18 protein-coding genes are annotated in these 24,562 nt (G+C 63.1%); 13 read left to right on the top strand and 5 right to left on the bottom strand.

What is annotated here, in order from left to right; all coding sequences use genetic code 11:
- Positions 1-93: 93 nt before the first annotated feature.
- Positions 94-285: a hypothetical protein gene (locus ACIPY2_RS08265; RefSeq protein ID WP_400265892.1), complete on the top strand. Its 192-nt coding sequence runs from the start codon at positions 94-96 to the stop codon at positions 283-285.
- A gap of 121 nt (positions 286-406) precedes the next feature.
- Here ACIPY2_RS08265 and ACIPY2_RS08270 read toward each other — a convergent pair whose 3' ends face one another.
- The gene (locus ACIPY2_RS08270; protein ID WP_400265893.1) at positions 407-1,945 is read right to left on the bottom strand and encodes a sodium:solute symporter; all 1,539 of its coding nucleotides are present in this window, start codon (positions 1,943-1,945) and stop codon (positions 407-409) included.
- 270 nt (positions 1,946-2,215) lie between these two features.
- On the opposite strand from ACIPY2_RS08270, the gene ACIPY2_RS08275 reads away from it, so the two are divergent.
- Positions 2,216-2,791: a helix-turn-helix domain-containing protein gene (locus ACIPY2_RS08275; protein WP_400265894.1), complete on the top strand. Its 576-nt coding sequence runs from the start codon at positions 2,216-2,218 to the stop codon at positions 2,789-2,791.
- 3 nt (positions 2,792-2,794) lie between these two features.
- On the opposite strand, the gene ACIPY2_RS08280 is transcribed toward ACIPY2_RS08275, so the two are convergent.
- Entirely contained in the window at positions 2,795-4,768 is a 1,974-nt protein-coding gene (locus tag ACIPY2_RS08280; protein ID WP_400265895.1) for an amino acid transporter, read from the bottom strand.
- A gap of 218 nt (positions 4,769-4,986) precedes the next feature.
- On the opposite strand from ACIPY2_RS08280, the gene speB reads away from it, so the two are divergent.
- Positions 4,987-6,042 (top strand): agmatinase, encoded by a 1,056-nt coding sequence (gene speB / locus ACIPY2_RS08285; RefSeq protein WP_400265896.1) that lies wholly within the window; start codon positions 4,987-4,989, stop codon positions 6,040-6,042.
- Complete coding sequence (locus ACIPY2_RS08290; RefSeq protein ID WP_400265897.1) at positions 6,039-7,742, top strand: thiamine pyrophosphate-binding protein; 1,704 nt, start codon at positions 6,039-6,041, stop codon at positions 7,740-7,742. The genes speB and ACIPY2_RS08290 overlap by 4 nt, the downstream gene beginning before the upstream one ends.
- Before the next feature lie 117 nt (positions 7,743-7,859).
- Here the strand turns inward: ACIPY2_RS08290 and ACIPY2_RS08295 are convergent, their stop codons facing one another.
- Complete coding sequence (locus tag ACIPY2_RS08295) at positions 7,860-9,188, bottom strand: MFS transporter (RefSeq protein ID WP_400265898.1); 1,329 nt, start codon at positions 9,186-9,188, stop codon at positions 7,860-7,862.
- A gap of 25 nt (positions 9,189-9,213) precedes the next feature.
- The gene (locus ACIPY2_RS08300; RefSeq protein WP_400265899.1) at positions 9,214-10,242 is read right to left on the bottom strand and encodes an MBL fold metallo-hydrolase; all 1,029 of its coding nucleotides are present in this window, start codon (positions 10,240-10,242) and stop codon (positions 9,214-9,216) included.
- Between the two features lie 94 nt (positions 10,243-10,336).
- On the opposite strand from ACIPY2_RS08300, the gene ACIPY2_RS08305 reads away from it, so the two are divergent.
- From ACIPY2_RS08305 to ACIPY2_RS08335, 7 genes are all read left to right on the top strand, one after another.
- The gene (locus ACIPY2_RS08305) at positions 10,337-11,236 is read left to right on the top strand and encodes a LysR substrate-binding domain-containing protein (RefSeq protein WP_400265900.1); all 900 of its coding nucleotides are present in this window, start codon (positions 10,337-10,339) and stop codon (positions 11,234-11,236) included.
- A gap of 77 nt (positions 11,237-11,313) precedes the next feature.
- Entirely contained in the window at positions 11,314-11,796 is a 483-nt protein-coding gene (locus ACIPY2_RS08310) for a MarR family transcriptional regulator (RefSeq protein WP_347110040.1), read from the top strand.
- Between the two features lie 10 nt (positions 11,797-11,806).
- A complete protein-coding gene (locus tag ACIPY2_RS08315; protein WP_400265901.1) occupies positions 11,807-13,831 on the top strand; it encodes an MFS transporter in 2,025 nt (674 codons plus the stop codon).
- Between the two features lie 230 nt (positions 13,832-14,061).
- Positions 14,062-15,795, top strand: a complete 1,734-nt coding sequence (locus ACIPY2_RS08320) for an ABC transporter ATP-binding protein (RefSeq protein WP_400265902.1) — start codon at positions 14,062-14,064, stop codon at positions 15,793-15,795.
- Entirely contained in the window at positions 15,792-17,873 is a 2,082-nt protein-coding gene (locus tag ACIPY2_RS08325) for an ABC transporter ATP-binding protein (protein ID WP_400265903.1), read from the top strand. Before ACIPY2_RS08320 ends, ACIPY2_RS08325 begins: the two co-directional genes overlap by 4 nt.
- Positions 17,874-17,911: 38 nt before the next feature.
- Positions 17,912-18,331 (top strand): acyl-CoA thioesterase, encoded by a 420-nt coding sequence (locus tag ACIPY2_RS08330; RefSeq protein WP_400265904.1) that lies wholly within the window; start codon positions 17,912-17,914, stop codon positions 18,329-18,331.
- A 19-nt stretch (positions 18,332-18,350) separates the two neighbouring features.
- Entirely contained in the window at positions 18,351-19,118 is a 768-nt protein-coding gene (locus tag ACIPY2_RS08335; RefSeq protein ID WP_400265905.1) for a copper homeostasis protein CutC, read from the top strand.
- Between the two features lie 101 nt (positions 19,119-19,219).
- On the opposite strand, the gene ACIPY2_RS08340 is transcribed toward ACIPY2_RS08335, so the two are convergent.
- Positions 19,220-20,551 carry an MFS transporter gene (locus ACIPY2_RS08340; RefSeq protein WP_400265906.1) on the bottom strand — a complete coding sequence of 444 codons (1,332 nt, stop codon included), beginning with the start codon at positions 20,549-20,551 and terminating at the stop codon, positions 19,220-19,222.
- 482 nt (positions 20,552-21,033) lie between these two features.
- Here ACIPY2_RS08340 and ACIPY2_RS08345 point away from each other — a divergent pair, with 482 nt between their 5' ends.
- The gene (locus tag ACIPY2_RS08345; RefSeq protein WP_400265907.1) at positions 21,034-21,429 is read left to right on the top strand and encodes a hypothetical protein; all 396 of its coding nucleotides are present in this window, start codon (positions 21,034-21,036) and stop codon (positions 21,427-21,429) included.
- 162 nt (positions 21,430-21,591) lie between these two features.
- Entirely contained in the window at positions 21,592-24,561 is a 2,970-nt protein-coding gene (locus ACIPY2_RS08350) for a glycoside hydrolase domain-containing protein (RefSeq protein ID WP_400265908.1), read from the top strand.
- Position 24,562 lies beyond the last annotated feature (1 nt).

Consider the following 24,562-nt stretch of genomic DNA (forward strand, 5'->3'; position numbering starts at 1 on the left):
GAGCCCGGTGCTCAGATGGATGGACAGGGGCGGGAAACCTCCCGCGCATCGGTCAGCGGGCTGCACCGCAGCCCACCAGAAGGAGGTTGCAGCATGGACACCGAATCACACGCCAACCACCCGGAGCGGGCAACCATCGAATCGGATCCCGCGTACGACTACAGCGAAGACCAGGAAGTGGACGAGGCCTGGGTGGAGGAAAACGAAGCGGCCGACGACGACGAGCGGATAGTTCCGCTGGACGACGCCGAGGAGGAGTTCCGCGAAGAGGACGAGGAACTGTAGCTTTCCGGATTTTTCGTAGGCCTTGGCAAGCTCGCCAAGAAAAACAAACGGCGGCGCTGCCCCGAAAAGGGGCGGCGCCGCCGTCGTCTATTGCTCAGTTCCGCTCAGCGTGGCGGAACTTTCAGGCGTTGTGGCTGCTGACCGGGTGAGCGTCCAGCGGGAGCTCCTCGGAGATCGCTCCCTGGACCCGCTTGTCCCAGGCCGCCCGTACCGCAGGGTCCGTGGGCGGAGTGGCCAGCGAGATCACTACGAAGGTCACGAACGAAGCGCCCAGTCCCCAGTAAATGGGATCGTTTGCGTAGACGCCGTCTTCGCTGGGAATCACGCCCGTTGCGAACAGGATTAGCAGGGCCAAAGTCAGGACGGAACCAACCGCCATGGACCAGGCGGCTGCGATGCCGGTGCCGCGCTTCCAGACAAGGCCGCCGAGGATGGCCACCAGAAGGCCGCCCACGAGGATGTCGTACGCGATGGTCAGGGCTACAACGACGTCCTGTGCGGCCATGGAGATCAGCACGGCGAGGACTCCGAGGCCCAGTACCCAGTAGCGGTTTGCCTTGACGTCGTGCTCGGGGTTCTCGGTGTCGTCGGTGTTGATGGTCTTGCCGAACCAGCTCGCCACGAAAGGAACGACGTCGGCGCGGGCCACCGTTGCGGCGGCGATCAGGGCGCCGGAAGCCGTGGACATCATGGCTGCCACGGCTGCTGCCATGACGAGGCCACCGATGCCGATGGGCAGGATATGCGTTGCGACCTCGGCGTAGACCACGTCCTTGCCAAGGGCCTTGACGTCGATGTTGGGCAGTGCCACCCGGGCGGCCAGGCCGATCAGTGCGCCGGCGATGCCATAGAGGATGCAGTAGACGCCGGCGGTGGCGCCGCCCCAACGTGCAACCTGGGGGGTCTTGGCAGTGAAGACGCGCTGCCAGATGTCCTGGCCGATGAGCAGGCCCAGCGTGTAGACGACGAAATAGGTGATGATCGTCTGGGTGCCGATGCCGTCGATCTGGAAGAAGCTCTCGTTGACCCGCTGACGGATTCCGTCGAGTCCCCCCGCCGCGTTCATGACGAACGGCAGCATGAGGAAGAAGATGCCGACAGTCTTGATGATGAACTGGACCTGGTCGGCCAGGGTGATGGACCACATGCCGCCGATGGTTGAGTAAACCAGGACGATTGCGCCGCCAACCGCGATGGCCAGCCAGCGTTCCCAGCCGAAGAGCACCACGAAAATGGTGGCGTAGGCGCCGGTGGACGTGGCGCACAGCATCAGGGTGTAGGCCAGCATCACGATGCCCGAGGTCTGGGTCGCCTTGCTTCCATAGCGGAGGCTGAGCATCTGGGAAACCGTGTAGATCTTGAGTCGCTGGATGGTGCCGGCGAACAGCAGGCTCAAGAGCAGCACACCGGCGCCGATGGCTACGACGAGCCACATACCGGAGATGCCGAACTTGTACCCGAGGCCAACGCCGCCCACGGTGGATGCGCCACCAAGGACGACGGCGGCCATGGTGCCTGTGTAGAGGAAGGGTCCCAGGCGGCGGCCGGCCACCAGGAAGTCGCTGTTGTTCTTGGTGCGGGACTTGCCCCACCAACCGAACGCCAGCATGGCAAGCAGATACACCACCACGATGGCGATGTTAATGAACGATGAGTCCATGAGTGGCTCCTTGGAGCTGATGCACGGAGGTTGGGGTTTTCGACGATACTCCTGCAGGGCGTCGAAGTCTCTGTGCTGACGAACGGAGATAGGACTTGTGTTGTGTGCCTCACAGACAACACTTGTTGCCTATGAGGATATGTTGTGATGGGAGTAACAGTCAAGATGCTTGCGTCACGGTCCTGCTGATTCCCGGGCGGTGGTGCTGCGCTCCGGATACTATTGGCTCCAATGACCAGGCCGCATGGGCCGGCCTGAAAGGTTTCGTGAATGAAGGCTCTACCCGTTGAACCCAGCAATGTGCCTGTTGCCATCGGTTCCAGAATCCGTGCTGCCAGGCAAGCCCAACGGCTCACCATTGAGCAGGTTGCGGATGCCACCGGGTTGACCAAAGGGTTCCTCAGCCGGGTGGAGAGGGATCTGACCTCGCCGTCCGTGGCCTCGCTGGTGACTCTCTGCCAGGTCCTGTCGGTCTCGGTGGGGGATTTGTTTGCCGCCCCCGAAACGCACCTGACGCGGCGCGACGATGGCCCGCGGATTTCCCTTGGTGGCCAGGGCATCGTTGAACGGCTGCTGACGGCCCGCTCGGAACGTCGCCTGCAGATCCTCCAGGCGACGATCGAACCGAGGGGCCGGGGCGAGAACGAGCTCTACGCCGTGGACTGCGACGTCGATGTGCTCCATGTGGTCAAGGGCAGGATCAAGCTCATCCTGACCAACGAGGAGTACGACCTCGAAGAAGGGGACACTCTCTCCTTCCCGGGCCGCGAACCCCATACCTGGATCAACCCCACGGACCAGACCGTCGAGGTGCTCTGGGTGCTGGTGCCCGCGGCCAGCCGGTAGCGCCTAACCCACGTGCACCCAGGGGCGGCGGGTGATGTCCGGTTCGGCTTCGCGGAGTACCTCACGGGTCACGGGCGCTATCTCGCCTTCACCGAAGAAGAGGAACTTGCTGAGGTTGGAAATGGGGTTTCCCTCGGTCCAGCGGAAGTAGATGTGCGGCATGAAGCCGGTGACATCGCGGATGTGGAGGAGAACGGCTGCCAGGGTGTTGGGCACGTTGTTGCTGTGGACTTCCAGGATCTTGAAGCCATGGCGTTCTTTGCCCACCACTTGGAGTTCCTGCTCGAAATCAGAGCTGTCGTCCACGATGATCTCGATGAAGAGGACGTCGCTGTCAACGGGCAGGTGATTGGCCTGCTGGGCGTGCTGCAGCTTCTCCCGGTACCTGTCCGCGCTGAAACGCTTGGGCTCGTGGGCAATGATCCGCACTGGTCCGTCGGAGTTGTTTGCCGTGAACTCCAAGGCCTTTTGGTCGAGCTTGATGTGGGTTGCGCGGAGTTCGAAGGCCCGCCGGATACGGGATACGAAGCTGACCGCCATAATGCCCAGGATAAAGAGGGCGGCGATCTTCAGACCGTCCGGACGCTCGATGGAATTCACCACGGTGGTGTAGACGAACGCGAGTGAGACGATGCCGAACCCGATGAACCGGCCCCGCTGCTTCTTGCGCCGGGCCGAGAGGGTCACGGCAATCGAAGCGGAGGTGATGAGGACAAGCACGCCAGTGGCATAGGCGCCGCCTTGGGCGTTGACGTCTGCCTGGAAAATGATGGTCACTGCGAACGCGATGACCGTGAACACGAGCACCAGTGGGCGCAGTGCCCGGGCCCAAGCGGGAGCCATGCCGTAGCGCGGAAGATAGCGCGGGACCAGGTTCAAGAGTCCGGCCATGGCGGAGGCGCCGGCGAACCAGAGAATTGCGATGGTGCTGACGTCGTACACGGTGCCGAATCCGTCCCCGAGGAACTTGTGGGCCAGGTAGGCAAGGGCGCGCCCTTCTGCCTTGCCGCCCGACTCGAACTCCGCGGCAGGAATCAGCATCACTGTGGTGAAGCTGGAGGTGATGAGGAACGAGCTCATGATGATGGCTGCGGTTGTCAGCAGGCGGTGCGCGCCCTTGATGCGACCTGCCGGGTTCGCGTCGGTGTCCGAGGCACGGCCCTTGATCTGCGGCATGACTGCCACGCCGGTCTCAAATCCGGAAAGGCCCAGTGCCAATCGGGGGAAAACCAGCAGGGCCAGGCCGATCATGAGCAAGGGGTCGCCGTGGGATGCGGTCAATGCCGTCCACCAGTCGGTCACCACGTGTGGCTCGATGAAAAGGTGACTCATGGCCACGAAGACCACAACGAGGTTGAGTGCCAGGAAGACCGCTACCAGGACGACGGCAACGTTGATGGCTTCCTTGAACCCGCGCAGGAAGACGATGCCAAGTCCGGCGATAAGGGCCAGGGTGATCACCCCGTGCTGGCCTTCAAGGAACTCCGGTGCAAACGGATTCTCTATGAGGTGGGCAGTGGCATCGGCTGCGGAGAGGGTGATGGTGATCATGAAGTCGGTGGCCGCGAAACCCAGGAGGGCCAGGACAAAGAGCTTGCCGCCCCAGCGGGGCAACAGGCGTTCGAGCATTGCGATGGAGCCTTCGCCGCGGGGGCTCTCCCTGGCCACCCGTCGGTAGACAGGAAGTGCCCCGGCCAGCGTGGCAATCACCAGGAGAAGGGTCGCGAGTGGAGACAGCAGGCCTGCGGCAAGGGCTGCGATGGCAGGCTGGTAACCCAGGGTGGAGAAGTAGTCCAGGCCGGTGAGGCACATAACCTTCCACCAAGCCTGTGGCTTGTGTGACTCTGTTGGCTGGCCGTGCGGACCTTGGCTTTTCCCTGCGGTGTCCGGCATGCCTTCGAGCAACCAGGACTTGAGGTTAAAGGCTTCTTTTCGCCGATCGGCTGGATCCGCCGGGGGCCGCGTCAGGGTAGTCACATCGTCCTCTCAGGCAGCCGGGTGCTGCTTCTGCTAGGAGCGTAGGACCCGGCTGGAGACCAATTGCCCGGTTTTTATGGAATCTTTACGGGCTGTGTGACCGGCATCTCACGGTGATGGTCCGGGAAGGATTGCTTGTAAACAGGTGATGCTTATTAGGCAACTTTGAGTGTATGATGGGTGTCACAGCAGCCATCAACTTAAGGAGTTGCGCAACTTTGGAAGAGCTCCGTATCGAGGCCAACGGCAATCTCGGCCCCATCGATTCCTCCCGCATCCCGCGCTACGCCGGCGCAGCCACCTATGCCCGGCTTCCTCGTCTGGACCAAGTCGCGAAGGCCGACGTCACCGTTGTCGGCGTGCCCTTCGACTCGGGCGTTTCCTACCGGCCCGGTGCGCGTTTCGGCGCAAACCACGTGCGGGAGGCCAGCCGCCTGCTCCGCCCGTACAACCCTGCCTGGGACGTCAGCCCGTTCGAGAACATCCAGGTTGCCGACGCCGGCGACATGGCCGTGAACCCCTTTAACATCAACGAGGCCATCGAGACGATCCAGCAGAATGCGCTGGACCTGACCGCCAACGGCAGCAAGCTGGTGACTCTCGGTGGTGACCACACCATCGCCTTGCCGCTCCTCCGCGCCGCAGCGGAACGCGCAGGAGAGCCCATCGCGATGCTCCACTTCGACGCACACCTGGACACCTGGGACACCTACTTCGGTGCCGAGTACACGCACGGAACCCCGTTCCGCCGCGCCGTCGAGGAAGGCATCCTGGATACCGAGGCCATCAGCCACGTCGGTACCCGCGGCCCGCTTTACGGCAAGAAGGACCTCGACGACGACCACCGCTTCGGCTTCGGCATCGTCACCTCTGCCGACGTCTACTACCAGGGCGTCCTTGAGACAGTGGCCAAGATCCGCGACCGTATCGGCAACCGTCCCCTGTACATTTCCGTGGACATCGACGTTTTGGACCCGGCCCACGCACCCGGCACCGGAACCCCGGAAGCCGGCGGCATCACCAGCCGTGAACTGCTGGAGATCATCCGTGGCTTCCGCGGCATGAACCTCGTGGGCGCGGACGTGGTGGAAGTCGCCCCGGCCTACGACCACGCTGAGATCACCGGCGTTGCAGGCAGCCACGTCGCCTACGAACTGGTGACCCTGATGGCAGACAACGCCGTTGAAGGTGACCGTCACGGCGCTCCGAACGGCTATGCCCAGCAAGCCCTCGGTGCACGCATTGAGGAAATCGCGAAGGCGACCCAGCGATGATCGACTTCGATCCGGGCACAGCGGCTCCGACCAAGGAGACCGGCCAGCGCAACGGCGGGGATCTCGTCGTCGAGACCCTTGAAGCGCTGGGCGCGAAGACGGTTTTCGGCATCCCGGGCCAGCATGCGCTGGGCTTGTTTGATGCGATGGGCCGCGGGAACCTGCACTTCGTGTCCTCCCGTGTGGAGAACAACTCGGCGTTCGCAGCTGACGGTTACTCCCGTGCCACGGGCGAGGTCGGCGTGCTGTTCCTGTCCACCGGTCCTGGCGCGTTGACGTCCCTGGCCGGTTTGCAGGAGGCCTACGCCACGGGTGTTCCGATGGTGGTTGTGGCCAGCCAGATCCCGTTGGAGGGCCTTGGCGCACGTCGCAAGGGCATGCTGCACCAGCTCGATGACCAGAAGGCCTCGGCCGCGAACGTCACCAAGAGCCAGCGCCTGATCCAGCACGCTTCGGGTATTCCGTCGGCCATCCAGGATGCGTGGACGGAGGCGATTTCTTCGCCCCAGGGCCCGGTGTGGATCGAGATCCCGCAGAACGTCCTGCTGGACCCGATCGTGGTCCCCCCGGTCGAAGACGCCCTGGCTGAGGCGTTCGACAACCCGCCCCGGGTGGAGTTGATCCGTGAAGCGGTGAAGTGGCTTTCGACGGCGGAACGTCCGGCGATCATCGCAGGCGGCGGTACGCGCCGTGGCCGGGCAGAGAAGTCGTTGCTGTCCATCGCCGAGCAGTTGCGCGCCCCGGTGATCTGCACCCCGGGCGGCAACGGTGCGTTCCCGTGGAACCACGAGTTGTCCTTGCAGTCCTGGATCGAGGACAGGTACATGACCGACGTCCTCGAGGACGCCGACGTGCTGATTGTCATCGGTTCGTCCTTGGGCGAGGTGACCTCGAACTACTTCACCTTCGCGCCCCGCGGCCGGATCATCCAGATCGACGCCGAACCCCGGGTCCTGGAATCCAACCGTCCCGGCCTGGGCATCCGGGCCGACGCCGGCCAGGCCCTCGCGGCCTTGGACGAAGCACTCTCAGAGGCAGGCGCTGGCACTGCAAGCAAGAGGGACTGGCATGGCACCAGCCCGGAGGACGTGGTCAAGGAATCCCTGGCCAAGGTCAAGACCCGCCTGGAATCGCAGGACCTGGCCAAGGAACTGAAGTTCATGGCCGACATCCGCGAGGCCGTCCCGGCGGAAATGCAGACCTTCTGGGACATGACCATTTCCGCATACTGGGGCTGGTCCTGCTGGGACGCCCGTGAGGGGCAGTTCCACTCCGCCCAGGGCGCGGGTGGCTTGGGCTATGGCTTCCCGGCAGCGATCGGTGGGGCCGTTGGTCTGGAAACCACGGGCAAACCCAGTCGTGTGCTGGCTGTTTCCGGTGACGGTTCCTCGATGTATTCCATCTCGGAGCTCGCCACGGCCAAGCAGCACAACGTCCCGGTCACCTGGCTGATTGTGGACGACGGCGGGTACGGCATCCTGCGCGAATACATGGTGGGTGCCTTCGGCAAAGCCACAGCCACCGAGCTCGCACGCCCGGACTTCGTCAAGCTGGCTGAGTCCTTCGGCGTCCCGGCCCGCCGCGTGGCCCCGGAGGAAGTGGGGGACGCGCTCAAGGCGTCCTTCGAAGCGGACGGACCCAACGTCGTCGTGGTTGAAACCCTGCTCAAAATGTTCGGGCCCACACACCTGGACGACTAAGAAACGCGACAGCGAAACCCCGCACGGTCTTCCATGCGGGGGTTTCCTGTGTTGTGAGGCCCGCTCAGCGCCGCAAAAGCGGCGAATTCAGCGTAGAGCGGGCCCCACAACGGAGGATCAGTCGAGATCGCGGCGCGTTCCCTCCGGTGTTGCTTTCACTGCGATGGCAGAGGCGAGCATCGCCACGATCCAGAAGACCGCGATCAGCCAGATCCCGCCGCCGGCAGCGAGGCTCAGGCCCGCGACAATCATCGGCGTGAAGCCTGCCCCGATCATGGAAGCGCCTTGGTAGGCGAGCGATGCGCCTGTGTACCGGTTGCGGGTGGGAAACTGCTCGGCGACGTACGCGGCGATCGGGCCGTAGAGGAATCCTTGAACCAGTCCGTTGCCCAGGATGATTGCCAGCGCGAAGCCCCACAGTTCGCCGTTGCTCATGAGCATCAGGATCGGGTAAACGAGCACCGCACCCAGGAGCGATGCCCCGATAAGGACCCGACGGCGCCCGATACGGTCGCTGAGCCGCGCGGAGTAGAAACAGATCACCAAGGTCAGCAGTGCGGCCAGTGCCTTGATGTTCAGGACGCCGTTCTTGTCGGCTCCACTGTCAACGGCAACGGAGACGCCCCACACGGTGGTCATGGACTGGCAGACGTAGAAGGATGTGGTTGCCAGCAGGCCGAGCACTACGGCCCTCGGGTTGTTCTTGAGGACATCGAGGAGGGGGACGCGGCGCTTTTCGCCTGCCGCCTCAAGCCGCTGGAAAGCCGGGGTCTCCGAGACTTTCAAACGGATCACCAGGCCCACCACAATCAGCAAGGCGCTCAGCAGGAATGGCAGCCGCCAACCCCAGACGAGGAAGTCCTTGCCGGAAACCGCGGCGAAGAGTGAGAGCGCCAACGTGCCAAGGATCGCTCCCGCGGGTCCACCGGCGTTGGCGAACGCGGCAGCGAAACCGCGGTGCTCCTTCGGTGCGTGCTCAATGGCCATCAGCGCCGCGCCGCCCCACTCGCCGCCCACGGCAACGCCCTGGACCAAGCGCAGGATCACCAAGGCCAGCGGTGCGGCCATGCCGATCTGGGCCGTTGTGGGAAGGAGTCCGATGGCCGTGGTGCCAAGGCCCATGATCAGCATGGACAGGACCAGCATCTGCTTGCGCCCGAGCCGGTCGCCGAAGTGGCCGAAGATCAATCCACCCACGGGCCTTGCAATGTAGCCGACAGCCAGGGTGACAAAGGAAGCAAAGAGATCGAACCCGGGGCCGAGGTTTGCAAAGAACACTTTGTTGAATACCAGGCTGGCGGCAGTGGCGTAGAGGACGAAGTCGTAGTACTCGATCGCGCTGCCGATGAAGCTGGAAGCGAGGATACGGCGCATGTCCTTGGAATTCATGGACGGTGCGGAGGCGGTGGCCGCTCCCGTATCCGGGGTTGTTGGTGCGGAGCTCATGGGTTTCCTCAGTGTTCAGGCCGCGTCAGCGCTGACGGGCGAAGGGGATGGTGTCGAGGTCGTTGGGCACGGTGAACGTTCCGCTGAAATGCTCTTCGGCTTCGTGCCAGACGGCTTCGGAGGCTGAGCCGGGTACCAGGTGGTGCAGCGCCAGATGCCCGACGCCGGCCGCTTCAGCCAGCTTTGCCGCGTCACGGACGCTGGTGTGCGATTTGTAGTGGTGGTCCCGGGAAGCGCGGCTGGATTCGTCGGTCTTGTCCGCGTACAGGGATTCCACCCAGGCGAAGTCAATGGCCTCATGCAGCAGGAGCTCGGTGTCCTGGGCCAGGGTAATCATGTTTTGCGTGTAGGCGGTGTCGCCGGAGATGGTCACGGAACCTTCGGCGGTGTCGAATCGGAAGGCAAACGCCGGAGCAACCGGGGGATGCTCCACCAAGATCGCCGTCACGGTGACCAGTTCGTCCCGGTAGACCTCGAACGGCTCCATATCCGGCGTCGGGTTGTTGTTCGGGTGGTAACCGCTTTCGGCCGGGATGAGGATGTCCTCCGCGTGAAAGATCTCCAGTGGGCTGGGGCGAAGGCTGTCCAGAATGCGGTCATTGAGGTCCGTGGCGTGGGCCTTCATGAGCTGTTCGAACATCTGGCGGGTTCCCGGCGTCGGGTTCTCCGGCGCCAGCGGTTGAGGAGCGACGACGGCGCGCGGGGAGACCGCTGGAAGCTCGCCGCGGTTGCCGGGTCCAATGATGCGGACCGGGTTCTTTGTCCGCTCGGTAAGGGCGTAGAGCCCAAAGATGCCGAGCCCGGCGAGGTCGTAGACATGGTCTGAGTGAAGGTGGGTGATGAAGAGCGCCCGGAGGTCCTTGAGCTGCAGCCCGGACTGGCTGAGCCGTCGGCCGGCACCTTGCCCGAAGTCCACGAGGTAGAAGGCGTCTCCGACAACAACGGCAGTGGCGATCCCGGTGCGCTCGCCGGAGTCGGCGGCTGCCCACCACCGCGGCCCACCGGCTGTCCCCAGGGTGACGATGTGCGGCTTCAGGGATGACGTCGGCGTCATGGTTCTCCTTGTTCGGGATGGCTTTCTTCCAGTGTGGTCCGCGCCATGTCACTTGTATAATCAATCAATTCTAAGAAGTTCATAAGGAGAACTGATGGGCGAGTTCACGCTCCGGCAGCTGGAGTATTTCGTCGCGGTACTGGACCACGGTTCGTTGACCAAGGCCGCCACGGAGAGCAACATCTCCCAGGCCGCGGCGTCCATGGCCATAGCCCAACTCGAGAAGAGCCTGGGCCTGGATCTGCTCATCCGTACCCGGGCCAAGCGCGTGGAACCAACAGCGGCCGGGGTGGAGCTGGGGATCCGTGCCCGGCGCATCCTGCGGGAGACGGCGGAGCTGCAGGGCGCCCTTCGCGGATCCCACGAGGACATGCGGGGTAGGGTCTCCATTGGCTGCATGATCGCTATCTCACCCCGGCTGATCCCGGAACTCATCCGCGTCTTTGCAGCCCGATGGCCCGAGGTGGAACTGGACTTCGAGGAAGGCAATGCCGAGGACTTGCAGCGGGCCGTGGGGGAGGGGGAGCTCGACGTGGCGTTCCTATACTCGCTCCAGGCGATGCCCGGCGTCGATATCTTGACCGTCGCCGCATCCCGCCCCCAGTTCATGTTGGCCGCCGACCACCCCTTGGCGGGCCGGGAGTCCCTTCATTTCGCAGACCTGGCGGACGAGGACGTTGTCCTGTTCGACGTTCCGCCCAGTGCCGAGCGTGTCATTGCCATGTTCCACTCGGCCGGCGTTGAGCCGAAAGTGCGCTGGCGGAGCGTGGTGGCACAGACCATCCGGGGCATCGTAGCCAGTGGGCGGGCGTACTCGGTGACCAACGTGTGGCCCGGAATCGAATCGCTGTATACCGGCGCGCGGGTTGCGTTGGTGCCAATCGCGGACAGCCTGCCGGAAAACCGTCTCGTGGCTGCCGTTCCGCCCGGCGTTGCGCGGCCGAGGCGGGTGGAAGAGGTTATCGCGGCTGCCCGGGAGTTGACCAAGGAATGACCCCACACCTTCTTTAGTTTCCCAAAGCAATCATTCTGGGCTATAGTTGCTTTAGGCAAACAAAAGGGGTGTTTTACATGTCTGTCGGTTCTGCCACTGCAACCGATCTAGTGCATCAAATCTTCGACCTTCAGCGGACTCTGCGCTGTGTGGTCACCGCGCACCTGGCCCGCGTTCCCGACGTCGGAATGGCTGTCCAAGGCGTGATGCGTTTCATTGGCGAGGGTGAGACCCGCGCCACGCAACTGGCGGCGAAGCTCGGCGTCAGCGCCCCGGTGCTCAGCCGCCACGTCGCCGAACTCGAGGAACTGGGCTTCGTGACCAGGCGGCCGGACCCGGCGGATGGCCGGGCACAGCTCCTGGCCCTGACCGAGAGCGGTGCGGCCAAATTGCGCGAGTTCGAAGAACAACGGAGCGTCCGGCTGCGGGATTACCTCGCGGACTGGAGCGAAGAGGACGCCCTGGAGGCGTCACAGGTATTGCAAAAACTCAGCACGTCCCTCAAAGACTCAATCCGGGCAACGGCGGCCGGTTCCACAACGACGAAACTCACAGTTTAGGAGCCAATGAATGGCCAAACCAGCAGTCCAAACTCCAGCTGCGGTGCACGGCGGCGCCGCAGCGCCGATGACCCACCGCCAGATCATGGAAGCCCTCACCGGCCTCCTTGCTGCCTTCTTCACCGCGATCCTCAGCAGCACCATCGTGGCGAACGCGCTTCCCACCATCATGTCCGAGCTCAAGGGCACCCAGACCGACTTTGCCTGGGTCATCACCGCAGCCCTGCTCGCAAACGCTGCCACCACGCCGATCTGGGGCAAGCTCGCGGACCTCTTCGACAAGAAGCTCCTGGTCCAGCTCAGCATCATCATCTTCGTAGCCGGCTCCGTCATGGCCGGCCTTTCGGAATCGATTCCGCTGCTGCTGACCGCCCGCGTGATCCAAGGCATCGCCATGGGTGGCCTCACAGCGCTGGCACAGGCCATCATCGGCTCCATGATCCCGCCGCGCGACCGTGGCAAATACTCCGGCTACATGGGTGCTGTCATGGCAGTAGGCACGGCCGGAGGCCCGCTACTTGGTGGATTCATCGTTGACAGCCCGCTCGGCTGGCGCTGGACGTTCTTCGTCTGCGTTCCGCTGGCCGTGATCGCGCTCATCCTGCTGCAGATCACGTTGAAGATCCAGCACATCAAACGCCCCGCCAAGATCGACTGGCTTGGTTCCATCCTGCTGACTTCAGGCGTGAGCCTGCTCCTGATCTGGGTTTCCTTCGCCGGCAACCCCGAGTACTACGACTGGGTCTCCTGGCAGTCCGCACTCATGGTTGGCGGCGGCGTGGCCCTGCTCGCCTTGCTGGTCTTCGTCGAAACCAAGGTTGCCCAGCCGATCATTCCCCTGAAGATCATCTCGGAGCGCACCACGGCCCTGGCCATCCTTGCATCCGTCGCAGTCGGCATCGCCATGTTTGGTTCCTCCACCTTCCTCGGCCAGTACTTCCAGGTTTCGCGCGGCGCCACGCCCACCGAAGCCGGCCTGCTGACCCTCCCAATGATCGCGGGCAACCTTGTGGGCTCGGTGGCTTCGGGTGTGCTGATCAGCCGGTTCGGTAAGTGGAAGAGGTTCCTCGTTGCCGGTTCCGTCCTGCTGATCGGAGGCCTCGCCTTTGCCGGAACCATGGACCACACCACCGAACTCTGGGTAGTTGCCATCTACACCGGCGTGTTCGGCCTCGGACTCGGCATGCTGATGCAGAACCTCGTCCTCGCTGTACAGAACACTGTGCAGGCCAAGGACATCGGTACGGCAAGCGCATCGGTTGCGTTCTTCCGCTCTGTGGGTGGCGCAATCGGCGTATCGGTCCTGGGCGCCATCATGTCCAACCACGTGAAGGACCTTGCTGTTGAGGGAATGGCCAAGGCCGGCATCCCCGTCCAAAGCGGTTCCTCGGGTGCCAGCATGGACCTCGCGGACATGCCCGCACCGATCCGCGACATCATGCGTGCCGCCTACGGCGACGCCACGGCACAGATCTTCCTGATCTCCGCCTTCATCAGCGTGGTGGCGCTCCTTGCGGTGCTGTTCATCAAGGAACGTCCGCTGCGCCGGACCGTCGATGCTGCGCCGGAGAAGGAACTCATCGCAACTGCCTCCGGTGACGCCGGAATGTCCCTGGATACGGCATCCATGGACGCAGTGCAGGGCGGTCACCGTGGCGGGTCGGGTTCGGGGTCGCCGAGCGATGGCAACCGGGGAGCTGAGCGCGCGTCCGAGGATCTTGATCTTGAGTTTGCCCGGATCCTCACCCAGGAACGTTCCCACAGCGCGGCCGACGTCAAGGATCTCCAGGAACAGCTGTCACGCACCCAGTACGTCCTGGCGGAACAGCAGCTGCAATTGAGCCGGGCCAACGTTGAACTGCAGGCCCGCCTCCGCGAGCAGCAGGGCGTTGCCGAGCTGCAGGCCCGCACCGCAAGTGAGCTCAAGGCGTTGCGTAAGGAGCTCAAGCGCGAACGCCGGCAGCAGGAACGCATGGCTTTGATGCTCCTGCAAGGCGCCGAGGGCCGATCGGACCACGGCAAGCACGCAGGCTGAAATTTACTGAAGCAGAAGCGCCGGCTGGTTGTTCCAGCCGGCGCTTTGCCGTCTCTTGTGCTCTTTTGGGAGCACTCCCCGCATGGGAACTACTCCGCTGGGATGATCTTTGCCCGAATTTGTTTCGTGCAGGCAACCGAACTCGTAGAGTAGGGAGGCTAATACTGTCAGCGCCTGCTGCTAGAACTCTCTTGAACCCATTCACGCACTCTCCCTAAGGATCCGTGGGCATGCTTGTCACCCTTATACGGCGCTACTCCAAGCCGTATTTGCCGCAAATAGTGGCCGTCCTCATCTTTCAGTTGGCGTCCACCATTGCCACGCTCTACCTCCCCAGCCTCAATGCCAAAATCATTGACGAGGGAGTTTCCCGCGGCGATACCGACTTCATCTGGCGGACCGGCGCGCTCATGCTCGCCGTCGCCCTCGGCCAGGTCGTCACCGCCATCGCGGCCGTCTACTTCGGCTCGCGCACGGCCATGGCGATCGGTCGCGACCTCCGCCGCAGCGTCTTCCGCCAAGTCAGCAGCTTCTCAGCCCAGGACGTCAACAAGTTTGGCGCTCCCACACTGATTACCCGTGGCACCAACGATGTCCAGCAGGTCCAGATGCTGGTGCTGATGGGCCTGAACTTCATGGTTTCCACTCCCATCATGTGCGTGGGCGGCATCATCATGGCAGTGCAGGAAGATCTCAGCCTGTCCTGGCTGGTCTGGGTTTCGGTACCCCTCCTGGTTGCCGTTGTCGGCTACCTCGTGGTTCGTCTCATGCCGCTCTTCCGCTCCATGCAGGCCAAGATCGACGCCATCAACGGGGTGCTCCGCGAGCAGATCATCGGCATCCGCGTGGTCCGTGCGTTCGTCCGCGAACCCTACGAGGCCAAGCGCTTCGGCAACGCCAACCAGGACCTCACGGCAGTTTCGGTGAAGATCGGCAACCTGTTCGTCCTCATGTTCCCCGCGATCGGCATGATCCTCCACCTGTCTACGGCGGCGGTGCTGTGGTTTGGCGGCCAGCGTGTGGATTCCGGGGATATGCAGGTCGGGGCGCTCACGGCCTTCCTGCAATACCTCCTGCAGATCCTGATTGCCGTCATGATGGGTACCTTCATGGCGATGATGATTCCCCGCGCGTCGGTCTGTGCCGACCGCATCGGCGAGGTGCTCGACGTCGAACCTTCCATCCACAACCCCGCCACTCCGGTGGTGCCGGCCGAGAAGACCGGCCGCGTGGAATTCCGGGACGTCACCTTCAAGTACCCGGGTGCCGAGGCGCCCGTCCTGAGCAACATTTCCTTCACGGCAGAGCCGGGTAAGACCCTGGCCATCATCGGCTCCACCGGCGCGGGCAAGACCACCCTGGTGTCCCTGCTGCCGCGGCTTTACGACGTCGCCTCCGGTGAAGTGCTGCTCGACGGCGTCCCGGTCACCCGGTTGGATGCTTCGGAGATCAGCAGCCGTGTGGCCACTGTTCCACAGAAGCCCTACCTGTTCTCCGGGACCATTGAACACAACCTGCGCTTCGGAAAAACCGACGCCACGGACCAGGAACTGTGGGATGCGCTTGAAACGGCGCAGGCCAAGGGCTTCGTGGAGGAGAAGTCCGCCGGCCTGAATCGCCGGATTGCCCAGGGAGGCACCAACGTTTCCGGCGGCCAGCGCCAGCGGCTCTGCATCGCCCGGGCCTTGGTCACCAAACCGAACGTGTATCTCTTCGACGATTCCTTCTCCGCCCTGGACGTGGCAACTGATGCACGGCTGCGCAAGGCACTGAAAGCCAAGACGCAGGACGCCACCGTCATCATCGTGGCCCAGCGGGTGTCGACCATCCAGGATGCGGACGAGATCCTCGTCCTGGACAACGGACGTATCGTGGACCGCGGTACCCACGACGAACTGTTGGAAACATCGCCCACTTACCAGGAAATCGTTGAATCACAGCTGAGCGTGGAGGAAGTGGCATGACCGGGCAGGACCAGCAAAAGAAACGCGGCTGGGCCGCCAGGGCGGAAGCCGCGAAGACCGCCAAGGCCTCCGCTGAAGCTGAGGTCGCAACTGATGTCCTTGAAGACGATGCCGTAGAGGAGGAGTACGTCCCCTCGGAAGCTGATGGCGGCATGTTCGGCAGCCTCCCGGCGAAGAAGGCGAAGGCTTTCTGGCCCTCGGCCAAGCGGCTCATGGGCCTGCTGAAACCGGAGCGCGTAGGCGTTTTCATCGTGATCGGCCTCGTGGTGGTCTCGGTGGTCCTGAACGTGATCGCTCCCAAGGTCCTGGGCAGTGCCATGGACGTGATCTTCGGCGGTGTAGTGGGGAAGCAGCTTCCGCCGGGTGTGAGTCCCGAGCAGTTCGCTGACCTCATGCGCCAGCAAGGCCAGGAAAACCTCGCGGACATGGTCTCGAAGATGACCCTGACCAACGGCATCGATTTCCCCAAGCTGACGTTCCTGATCTCGATCGTCCTGCTGATGTACTTTGTGGCCAACATATTCCTGTGGGCCCAAGGGTGGCTGCTGAATCGGATCGTCATGCGGGTCATCAAGAACCTCCGCGACGAGGTTCAAGCAAAGCTCAACCGCCTGCCGTTGAACTACTTCGACACCCGCCAGCGCGGCGACATCCTGTCGCGCGTGACCAACGACGTCGACAACGTCCAGCAGGGACTCCAGCAAGCGTTCGCACAGCTCGTCAGCTCTGTCCTCACCGTGCTGGGCATCATCGTCATGATGTTCATCGTGTCTTGGGAGCTGGCACTGATCGCCCTGATCGCCCTTCCGCTGTCCGGCATCATGGCCGGCGTCATCGGTGCCCGCAGCCAGAAACTGTTCGCTGCACAGTGGAAGAACACGGGCGCCCTGAACGGCCAGATTGAGGAGTCCTTCTCCGGACACGACCTGGTCAAGGTGTTCGGACGCGATGCCGACATGCTGGTCCGCTTCGACGAGAAGAACGAGGAACTGTACAAGGCATCCTTCGGCGCGCAGTTTGTTTCCGGCATCATCTTCCCGGCCATGAACTTCGTTTCCTACCTGTCCTACGTTGGAATCGCCGTCGTTGGCGGGCTCCGCGTTGCCTCGGGCTCCATGAGCCTGGGCGACGCCACAGCCTTCATCCAGTACTCCCGCGAGTTCACCCAGCCGCTGGGCCAGATCGCCGGCATGGCCAATATGCTGCAATCCGGCGTAGCTTCCGCGGAGCGCGTCTTTGAGTTCCTCGATGCCGAGGAGGAAGTCCCGGAGGCAGGCACCAAGAACCTTCCTGCAAAGACTGACGGGCACGTGGAGTTCGAGCACGTTTCCTTCAGCTACGTCGAGGACAAGCCACTGATCGAGGACCTTTCCTTCAGCGCCGAGCCTGGACACACTGTGGCGATTGTGGGCCCCACCGGCGCAGGCAAGACCACCTTGGTCAACTTGGTGATGCGCTTCTACGAGCTCAATGCCGGCCGGATCACCCTGGACGGTGTGGACATCAAGGAGCTCAGCCGGGCGGAGCTTCGCTCCAAGGTTGGAATGGTGCTCCAGGACGCGTGGCTTTTCGGCGGAACCATCTACGACAACATCCGCTACGGCAACCTGGACGCCACCGAAGAACAGATCATGGAAGCTGCAAAGGCCACCTACGTGGATCGCTTTGTTCGCGCCCTTCCCGATGGCTACCAAACGATCATCGACGAAGAGGGCAACAATGTGAGCGCCGGTGAGAAGCAGCTCATCACCATCGCCCGTGCGTTCGTGTCCGATCCGTCCTTGCTCATCCTGGACGAGGCCACCAGCTCCGTGGACACCCGTACGGAGTTGTTGCTGCAAAAGGCCATGGCCGCGCTCAGGTCGGACAGGACGAGCTTTGTGATCGCCCACCGGCTGTCCACCATCCGCGACGCCGACACCATCCTGGTGATGGAAAACGGACAGATTGTGGAGCAGGGAAACCACGCGCAGTTGCTTGCACTGCAGGGTGCGTATTACCGCCTCTACATGTCGCAGTTTGCCGGTGAGGATGCCGGTGAGGTCACCGTAGACGATTCGACGGCGGTGCACAGCTGAGCACCAAAGCACCCCGGCGCATCGAGGTCCTGGTACCCATGCGCTGGGGTGACATGGATGCCTACGGCCATATCAACAATGTGCAGATCGTCCGCATGTTGGAAGAAGCCCGTATCGCTGCTTTCGGTCCGCCGGCCGGTGCCGGGCTGCCCGGCGTCGAACCTCCGGCTGCCCTCTTCAACGACGTTGGGGAAGGCGTGATGACCCTCGTGGTGGAGCACAAAGTCCGGTACGTCCGTACTTTGGAGTATCGGAACATCCCCGCGATCGTGGAAATCTGGGTGGGTGCCATCAAGGGCGCCAGCTTCGACCTGCACTACGTCATTAAGGACCCGGTAACGCGCGAGGACTGCGTGAAGGCCAGTACGCACCTGGCTTTCGTTTCCGAAGCCACGGGACAGGTCCTGCGGCTTACGCCGGAGCAAAAAGGCAAACTGCAGGCCTACCAGGCAACCTGACCCCACGTAGAGTTTCACCATGGAACTTGAGATCGCTGTGACGAGCGCCGTCGGTGCCGGGACCGCTGCGTCCGAGGGCGCTGACAGGATTGAACTCTGCAGCGCCTTGGAACTCGGAGGCTTGACTCCGAGCCAAGGACTCCTCGAGGCCGGCTTGGAGCATGTGGACGGCAGATTGGGGATTCATGCCTTGGTCCGCTGCCGTCCGGGCGACTTCCGGTACTCCGCCTCGGAGGTGGACACCATGGTCCACGAAGTCCGGCATTTGCTGAGCTTGGGAGCCGACGGCATAGTGCTTGGAGCCCTGACTCCCGACGGCGATGTGGACTCTCCGGTGGTGCAACGCTTGGTGGACGTTGCCAGGCAGACCAAAGCAGACGCCCAACTGACGTTCCATCGCGCCATCGACCAATCGAGGGATCCATTGGCGGTCCTGGACCGGTTGGTGGAGTTTGGCTTCCACCGCGTCCTCACATCGGGGCACGAGGCAACCGCGGGTGAGGGCCTCGGGATGCTGGCCCGGCTCGTGGAGCGTTCAGCGGGCGCCATCGGGATTATGGCCGGGGGAGGGCTGAAGCTTTCGGACATTCCCGCGATGCACTCGGCCGGGCTATCCGCTGTTCATCTCTCCGCTAAGCGGGCAGTCTCCACGCTGGCGGAGGGCTCGGTGCCGCTGGGCAGCCAGGACGGCGTAGATCCCACCGCATACGAAGTGACGGACCGTGAGACTGTGCGGGCGGCCCGGGCTGCGGTAAATGCCGTGAACCTTGAGCGGCGCGGCCTCTGACCTTGGCAATGGTTGGTTGCAGCATTGCGTGTGACAAAGCCAGAGCCGGGGTTCCGCAAGTGGCGGGACCCCGGCTCTACGCTCGGATGGACGCTGTGGCCTCAGTGGGAGAAGTCGGCTGAGATGTCGGCGAGAGTGCGACCCTTCGTCTCAGGCGCCAGCCACTGCGAGAGGATCGCGCCGAGCAATGCGACGGCGGCGGCTACCACCATGCTGGCACCCATGCCGATGTTGCTGATCGCCCATGGCAGGGCAAAGGTGCCGAGTGCGGCTCCGATACGGCTGAAGGCCGCGGCGAAGCCCATGCCGATGCCGCGCAGGTGGCCGGGGAATACTTCGGCCGGGTAGACCTGGGTCATGGTGGTGTAGCCGGCGTTGAAGAATGAGAAGGCCAGGAACAAGGCGAGTATCAGGATCGCCGGTGCGTCCGCCCAGACTCCGATGACCAGCAGGATGCCTGCGCAGAGCCACTGTCCGGGCACGGTGAGGATCCGGCGTCCGAGCTTGTCGATCAGAAGCACAGTGGTAACAACACCCGCGGCTGCCAGTGCGGACAGACCGACTCCGCCGGCCCAGCCACCGCCGAGGCCGAACTGGTTGAGCACCTCGTCCGCGAACGTTGCAATCGCGAAGTAAGGAGTGACCGCGCAGAACCAGAAGCCTGCGGTGAACAGGGTGGTTCGCCAGTACTGCTTTGAGAACAGCATCCCGAAGGACGCATTCTTGATGGTGGTCCTGTCCTTCGCGGCTTGGGCTTCCTGCACCATCCTCAGGTTGATCTCTTCGGTGATGCTGTTGTGCATCTGAGGTGATTCGACGTATTTGCGTGCGATCGCAAGTGCTTCCTCGCGCCGCCCCTTCGTGATGAGCCAACTGGGTGATTCGGGGAGGCCCAGACGGGCGATGAACAGGATTGCCGCCAGTACGGTGCTGGTACCGATGACGATGCGCCACGGGGTGCCGGCGTCGTGCAGGATCGTGCCGATGATGAATGCCATCATGAAACCGACGTACCAGGCGATCAAGGTCAACCCGAGCAAACGCCCGCGGAGCTTTGGGGGAGAGAACTCCGAGAGCAGTGGCCCGCCGATCGAGTACTCTCCGCCGATCGCAACGCCCATGAAGAACCGGATGACCGCCAGTTGGATGACGGCCCCGTCTCCGGAAGTCACGAAGAACTGGGCCGCCGAGGCGACCAGGAACAGACCCATATCCACGAGGAACATGGGCTTGCGTCCGAACTTGTCGGTAGCCCAGCCGGCCAGCGGGGAGCCGACGAAGATACCAACCAACGGTCCTGCAGCGATCATGCCCAGCGAAAGTGCGTCAAGCTGGAGGTCTGAGCGCATCAATCCGGTGACCGGCCCGATGATTCCGAGGATGTAGCCGTCAAGGAACATTCCACCGATGAAGACGGCGACAAGCCGCACCATGAAGCGTCGTTTGAACTTGGAACTTGTCTCGTTTGATAAAGAGGTGTCGACGGAGGCCGACGTCCTGGTCGTATGGATCATTGATATTCGTTCCCTTCTTACGTCAGCGCAGACTGCTGACGCTGTTACCTGGACCGCCAGCCGCACCCCTTTGTGACCGGTGGACGATGCCAGCTGGCTGGAGGCCAGCCCCTATGGCCGCATAGGACTCACTGGATGATTTCGGCGCCGCAAATGCAACAGCTCCTGGAGGCGGGGAAGTCCGGGCTTCCGCCTCCCGCCGAGCCTCCGGGTCAGAACCTGGAGATCGGGCCGAAAAATGTGACATATGACTCATATATCAGAGAACTCTAGAGGTGTGATCCGCACCCGGTCAATAGTTCGGTGTGTTAATTGCTTGTATCCGTAGGCTCACTCCCGTAAAGGATCCGTAAAAGCCGGGTACCCGGGGGCCGACTGCCGGTTAGCCTGATATTAGGTGCGTGCTAACGAAGGGTCGGCTGGCCATGACGTTCCATGGTTTGGGTGACCGTGACAAGCCCTCAATACATTACGAAGTCTTTGGCGACTTCACGGCCGCTTCCACGCGGGACATCGAAGGCAGCGCGTACCGCAGCAGGGACGGATACCTTTTCAAGGACTCCGAGGGGGTGGGCTGGTGGATATTCTTCGCAGCTCACGCTCGAGGCGGCTTGGGGGGCCGGGTGGTCGGCGATGTCATGGCGTGTGCGCGCATGGATGAGGAGGGAGCCATGCGGGTGACTGTCCTGGCCGACGACGTTCTCCGCGATGATGCAGATGCAGCGTTCAACCGCATACCTCCGGCTTCGTTCGAAGCTGCCGCGGCGCTTGCACGCGAACTTCCTCGGGCCGGTTGAGCCAAGCCGATTTCACTCCACACAACACGCACGCGGCACATCCCAATCCCACTCATCGCGGATCGCAATACCCTTTACAGGCCAAGTCGGGCGCCGGAATGATGTAAGGATTCACCAACTCGGTGATTCCACCCCTCGGAGACAATTTCAGGAGCCCCAGCGATGCCCCTGCCAGAGCCGTCAGCCCCGGCCATCACACCCACGGAACTCCCTGGCCGGAACACACCGCAAAGCAAGTTCGGAGGCCATCCCGACGTGGTTTGCGGCGTCGGCTCGTGGGACAAGCTCCTCTACGGCAATCACCGGTTCGTCGTCGACGTCCCGGAGGATGGCAGGGGTGCGGACCGCCGCATTGTGATTCCTTGGCGTCGGCAGGACGAAGATCCGGGGAGCGTGGATGTCATCGTCGTTTCGGCGGGCAGCAGGACACGTGTACGGAACGTCATCGTGGAATCAGCCACGCAACACGCGGGGACCATCGTCTTCCAGGCGATTGACGGGCCAGGAACCTACTACGCCTACTACCTGCCTTACGCCATGCTGGGCAAGGCCCACTATCCGCAGGCGCAGTACCTCCCGCAGAGGCCGTCCGCTGAACCGGGCTGGGTTGCCGCCGTCGTCAGTTCAGGGAAGGTGACTGACCAACCAAACCTGCCGACCGCAGACGTCACGCGATATGAGGCGGCCAGCGAACGCGACTCCTTCGCCCCCATGAACTTCACGGCCACAGCCGCAGAACTGAAGAAGCTGCACGGCGAACACGCGGGCAAAGCCTTCCTGCTGTTCCCCGAACAAAGGACCAACCCGGTCTCCATGCGGGACCAACTGCCCGCCCATTGGGTCATCAACGGCCCGGCCAGCGAGTTCAGGGCTACCGCGGCACCGGGAGAGGACTATGTGGTGCAGTTGGGGGTCTATGCGATCAAGGATCTCGCCAACGTCAGGGTGCAGGTTGAGAACGGGTACTGCGTCAATACGGAAGGAACGGATCGGCTGGGACACCCGTTGCGGAGAGTCCTCACCATACCGGCAGGCACCGTGAAAGCTTTGTACGTCGTGGTGTCGGTTCCACGCACTGGCACCATCAAAGCGAAGGTCACGGTCCACCCCGACAATGAAGAAGCACAACACCTGGAAGTGACCCTGGATGTCGAGGGAGGAACCAACCGCCCCACCGATCCGCGCCTGCTCGGCCGGCTCGCGTGGCTAAATTCAAGCATCGCCCAGGATGCAGAACTCGTGGCACCGTTCACCGCAGTCACCCTCAACGAGGACACCAGAACGCTGGGCATCCTTGGCCGGACGCTCAAACTCGCAGCCTCGGGACTGCCTGAACAGGTGACGTCCACCTTCACCGCAGCAGTGACGGGAACGGACGGTCCCGCCGTCGGGCTCCTGGCCCGGCCCATGGTGCTGGACGTCGGTGCGGTCAACTGGCTATACGGTCCGATCCAGTTCACGGTGGAAGGCCCCGCGCGGGTCTCGTGGACCTGCACCTGGACGTCCTTGCAGGGAGCATCGCTGCGTTTGGGAGGAACGCTCGACGCCGATGGCGCGGTTCGGTACGAGCTGAGGCTGGCCGCGCAGGAGACGGTGGAGGTGCCCGACGTCGGGCTGCGGCTTGCGCTTCACGAGGCGGCAGTTCCGCTGGCCATGGGCCTGGGTATCCCGGGTGGGCGACGCCCGCAAACCTTCGACTGGAGTTGGGAGGTCGCGACGAAGAACCAGGACGCGCTGTGGCTTGGCGGCGTCAACGCGGGGCTGCAACTAGCGCTGCGCGATCAGCACTACGAGCGTCCGCTGAACACCAACTTCTACCGTGAAAAGCCCTTGGTTGAGCCGGTCTCGTGGGGGACCGGCGGAGTAACGATGCGAACCGCGGACAACACGGTGACCGTTAGGGCATCAAGCGGCCCGAGGGCCCTGCGTGCCGGCGAAGGACTGGACTTCGATTTCCGGCTCCTCCTGACCCCGTTCAAGCCGATCGAACCCGGCAAGCACTTGGCCAAGCGCTATTTCCACCACCCCGCAGACCCGGAGAAGATCGCGGAGGCGGGTGCGACGGTGGTGAACATACACCACGCCACGGATGCGGCCCCGTACATCAACGATCCCCTCCTGACAGAGGACACCCTGCGGACCTACATCGCGAAGTGCCACAAGCACGGGCTCAAGGCCAAGGTCTATAACACCGTTCGCGAGCTGACATTCCACAGCCCCGAACTGCTGCCGATGCTGCAACTGGACCACGAAGTGTTCAGCGACGGCCCGGGCAAAGGCCACATCTGGCTCCAGGAGCATGCCGGGGACGGCTACGTCTCGGCGTGGTACGCGCCGAACGTGGAGGACATCGCGGTGGTCACCACCGGAGGCTCACGCCTGGAGAACTTCTACGTCAGGAGCCTCGCTGAACTGGCCAAGGGTGCGGACGGGATCGACGGGATCTACCTGGACGACATCGCCTATGACCGGAACACCATGCTGCGGGTCAGGAAAGTCCTGGAAAGAGCATGCCGGGAAAGGGGCGTGGACGGCCCGGAAATCGACCTCCATTCGGCCAATCAGTTCACCGCCCACGACGGATACGCGTCCTCGGCCAATCTGTACATGGAGCAGTTGCCCTATGTGGACCGGCTCTGGCTGGGAGAGTACTTCGACTACGAAGGAACCGATCCTGATTACTGGCTGGTGGAAATGTCCGGAATTCCGTTCGGCCTAATGGGCGAGATGCTGGAAGGCGGCGGCAATCCCTGGCGTGGGATGGTCTTTGGCATGACGGGCAGGGCTCCCCGCGTGGACAACGGGCCCCTATGGGACTTTTGGGCCAGGACCGGGATGGAGCACGCCCGCATGACGGGTTTTTGGGATCCGAACGTGCCAGTGAAAACAGGCCACCCGGACGTTCCCGCCACTGTGTGGGAAATGGAAGGAAAAGCGGTGGTAGCGCTCGCGTCCTGGGCCGGGGAAACTGTGGACGTGCAGTTGAATTTCGACGCCGGATCGGCGCACCTCGGGTCTGCAGGCGCGGAAGCGACGGCCATCGAAGGCTTCCAAACCGCTGCGCGCTACGAGGCAGGGCAAACCATCACCATGGAGCCGAACCGCGGGCTCCTCCTCACGATTGGATACTGAC

This window comes from Paenarthrobacter sp. NPDC089675 (genome assembly GCF_044749185.1).
GTDB lineage: Bacteria > Actinomycetota > Actinomycetes > Actinomycetales > Micrococcaceae > Arthrobacter.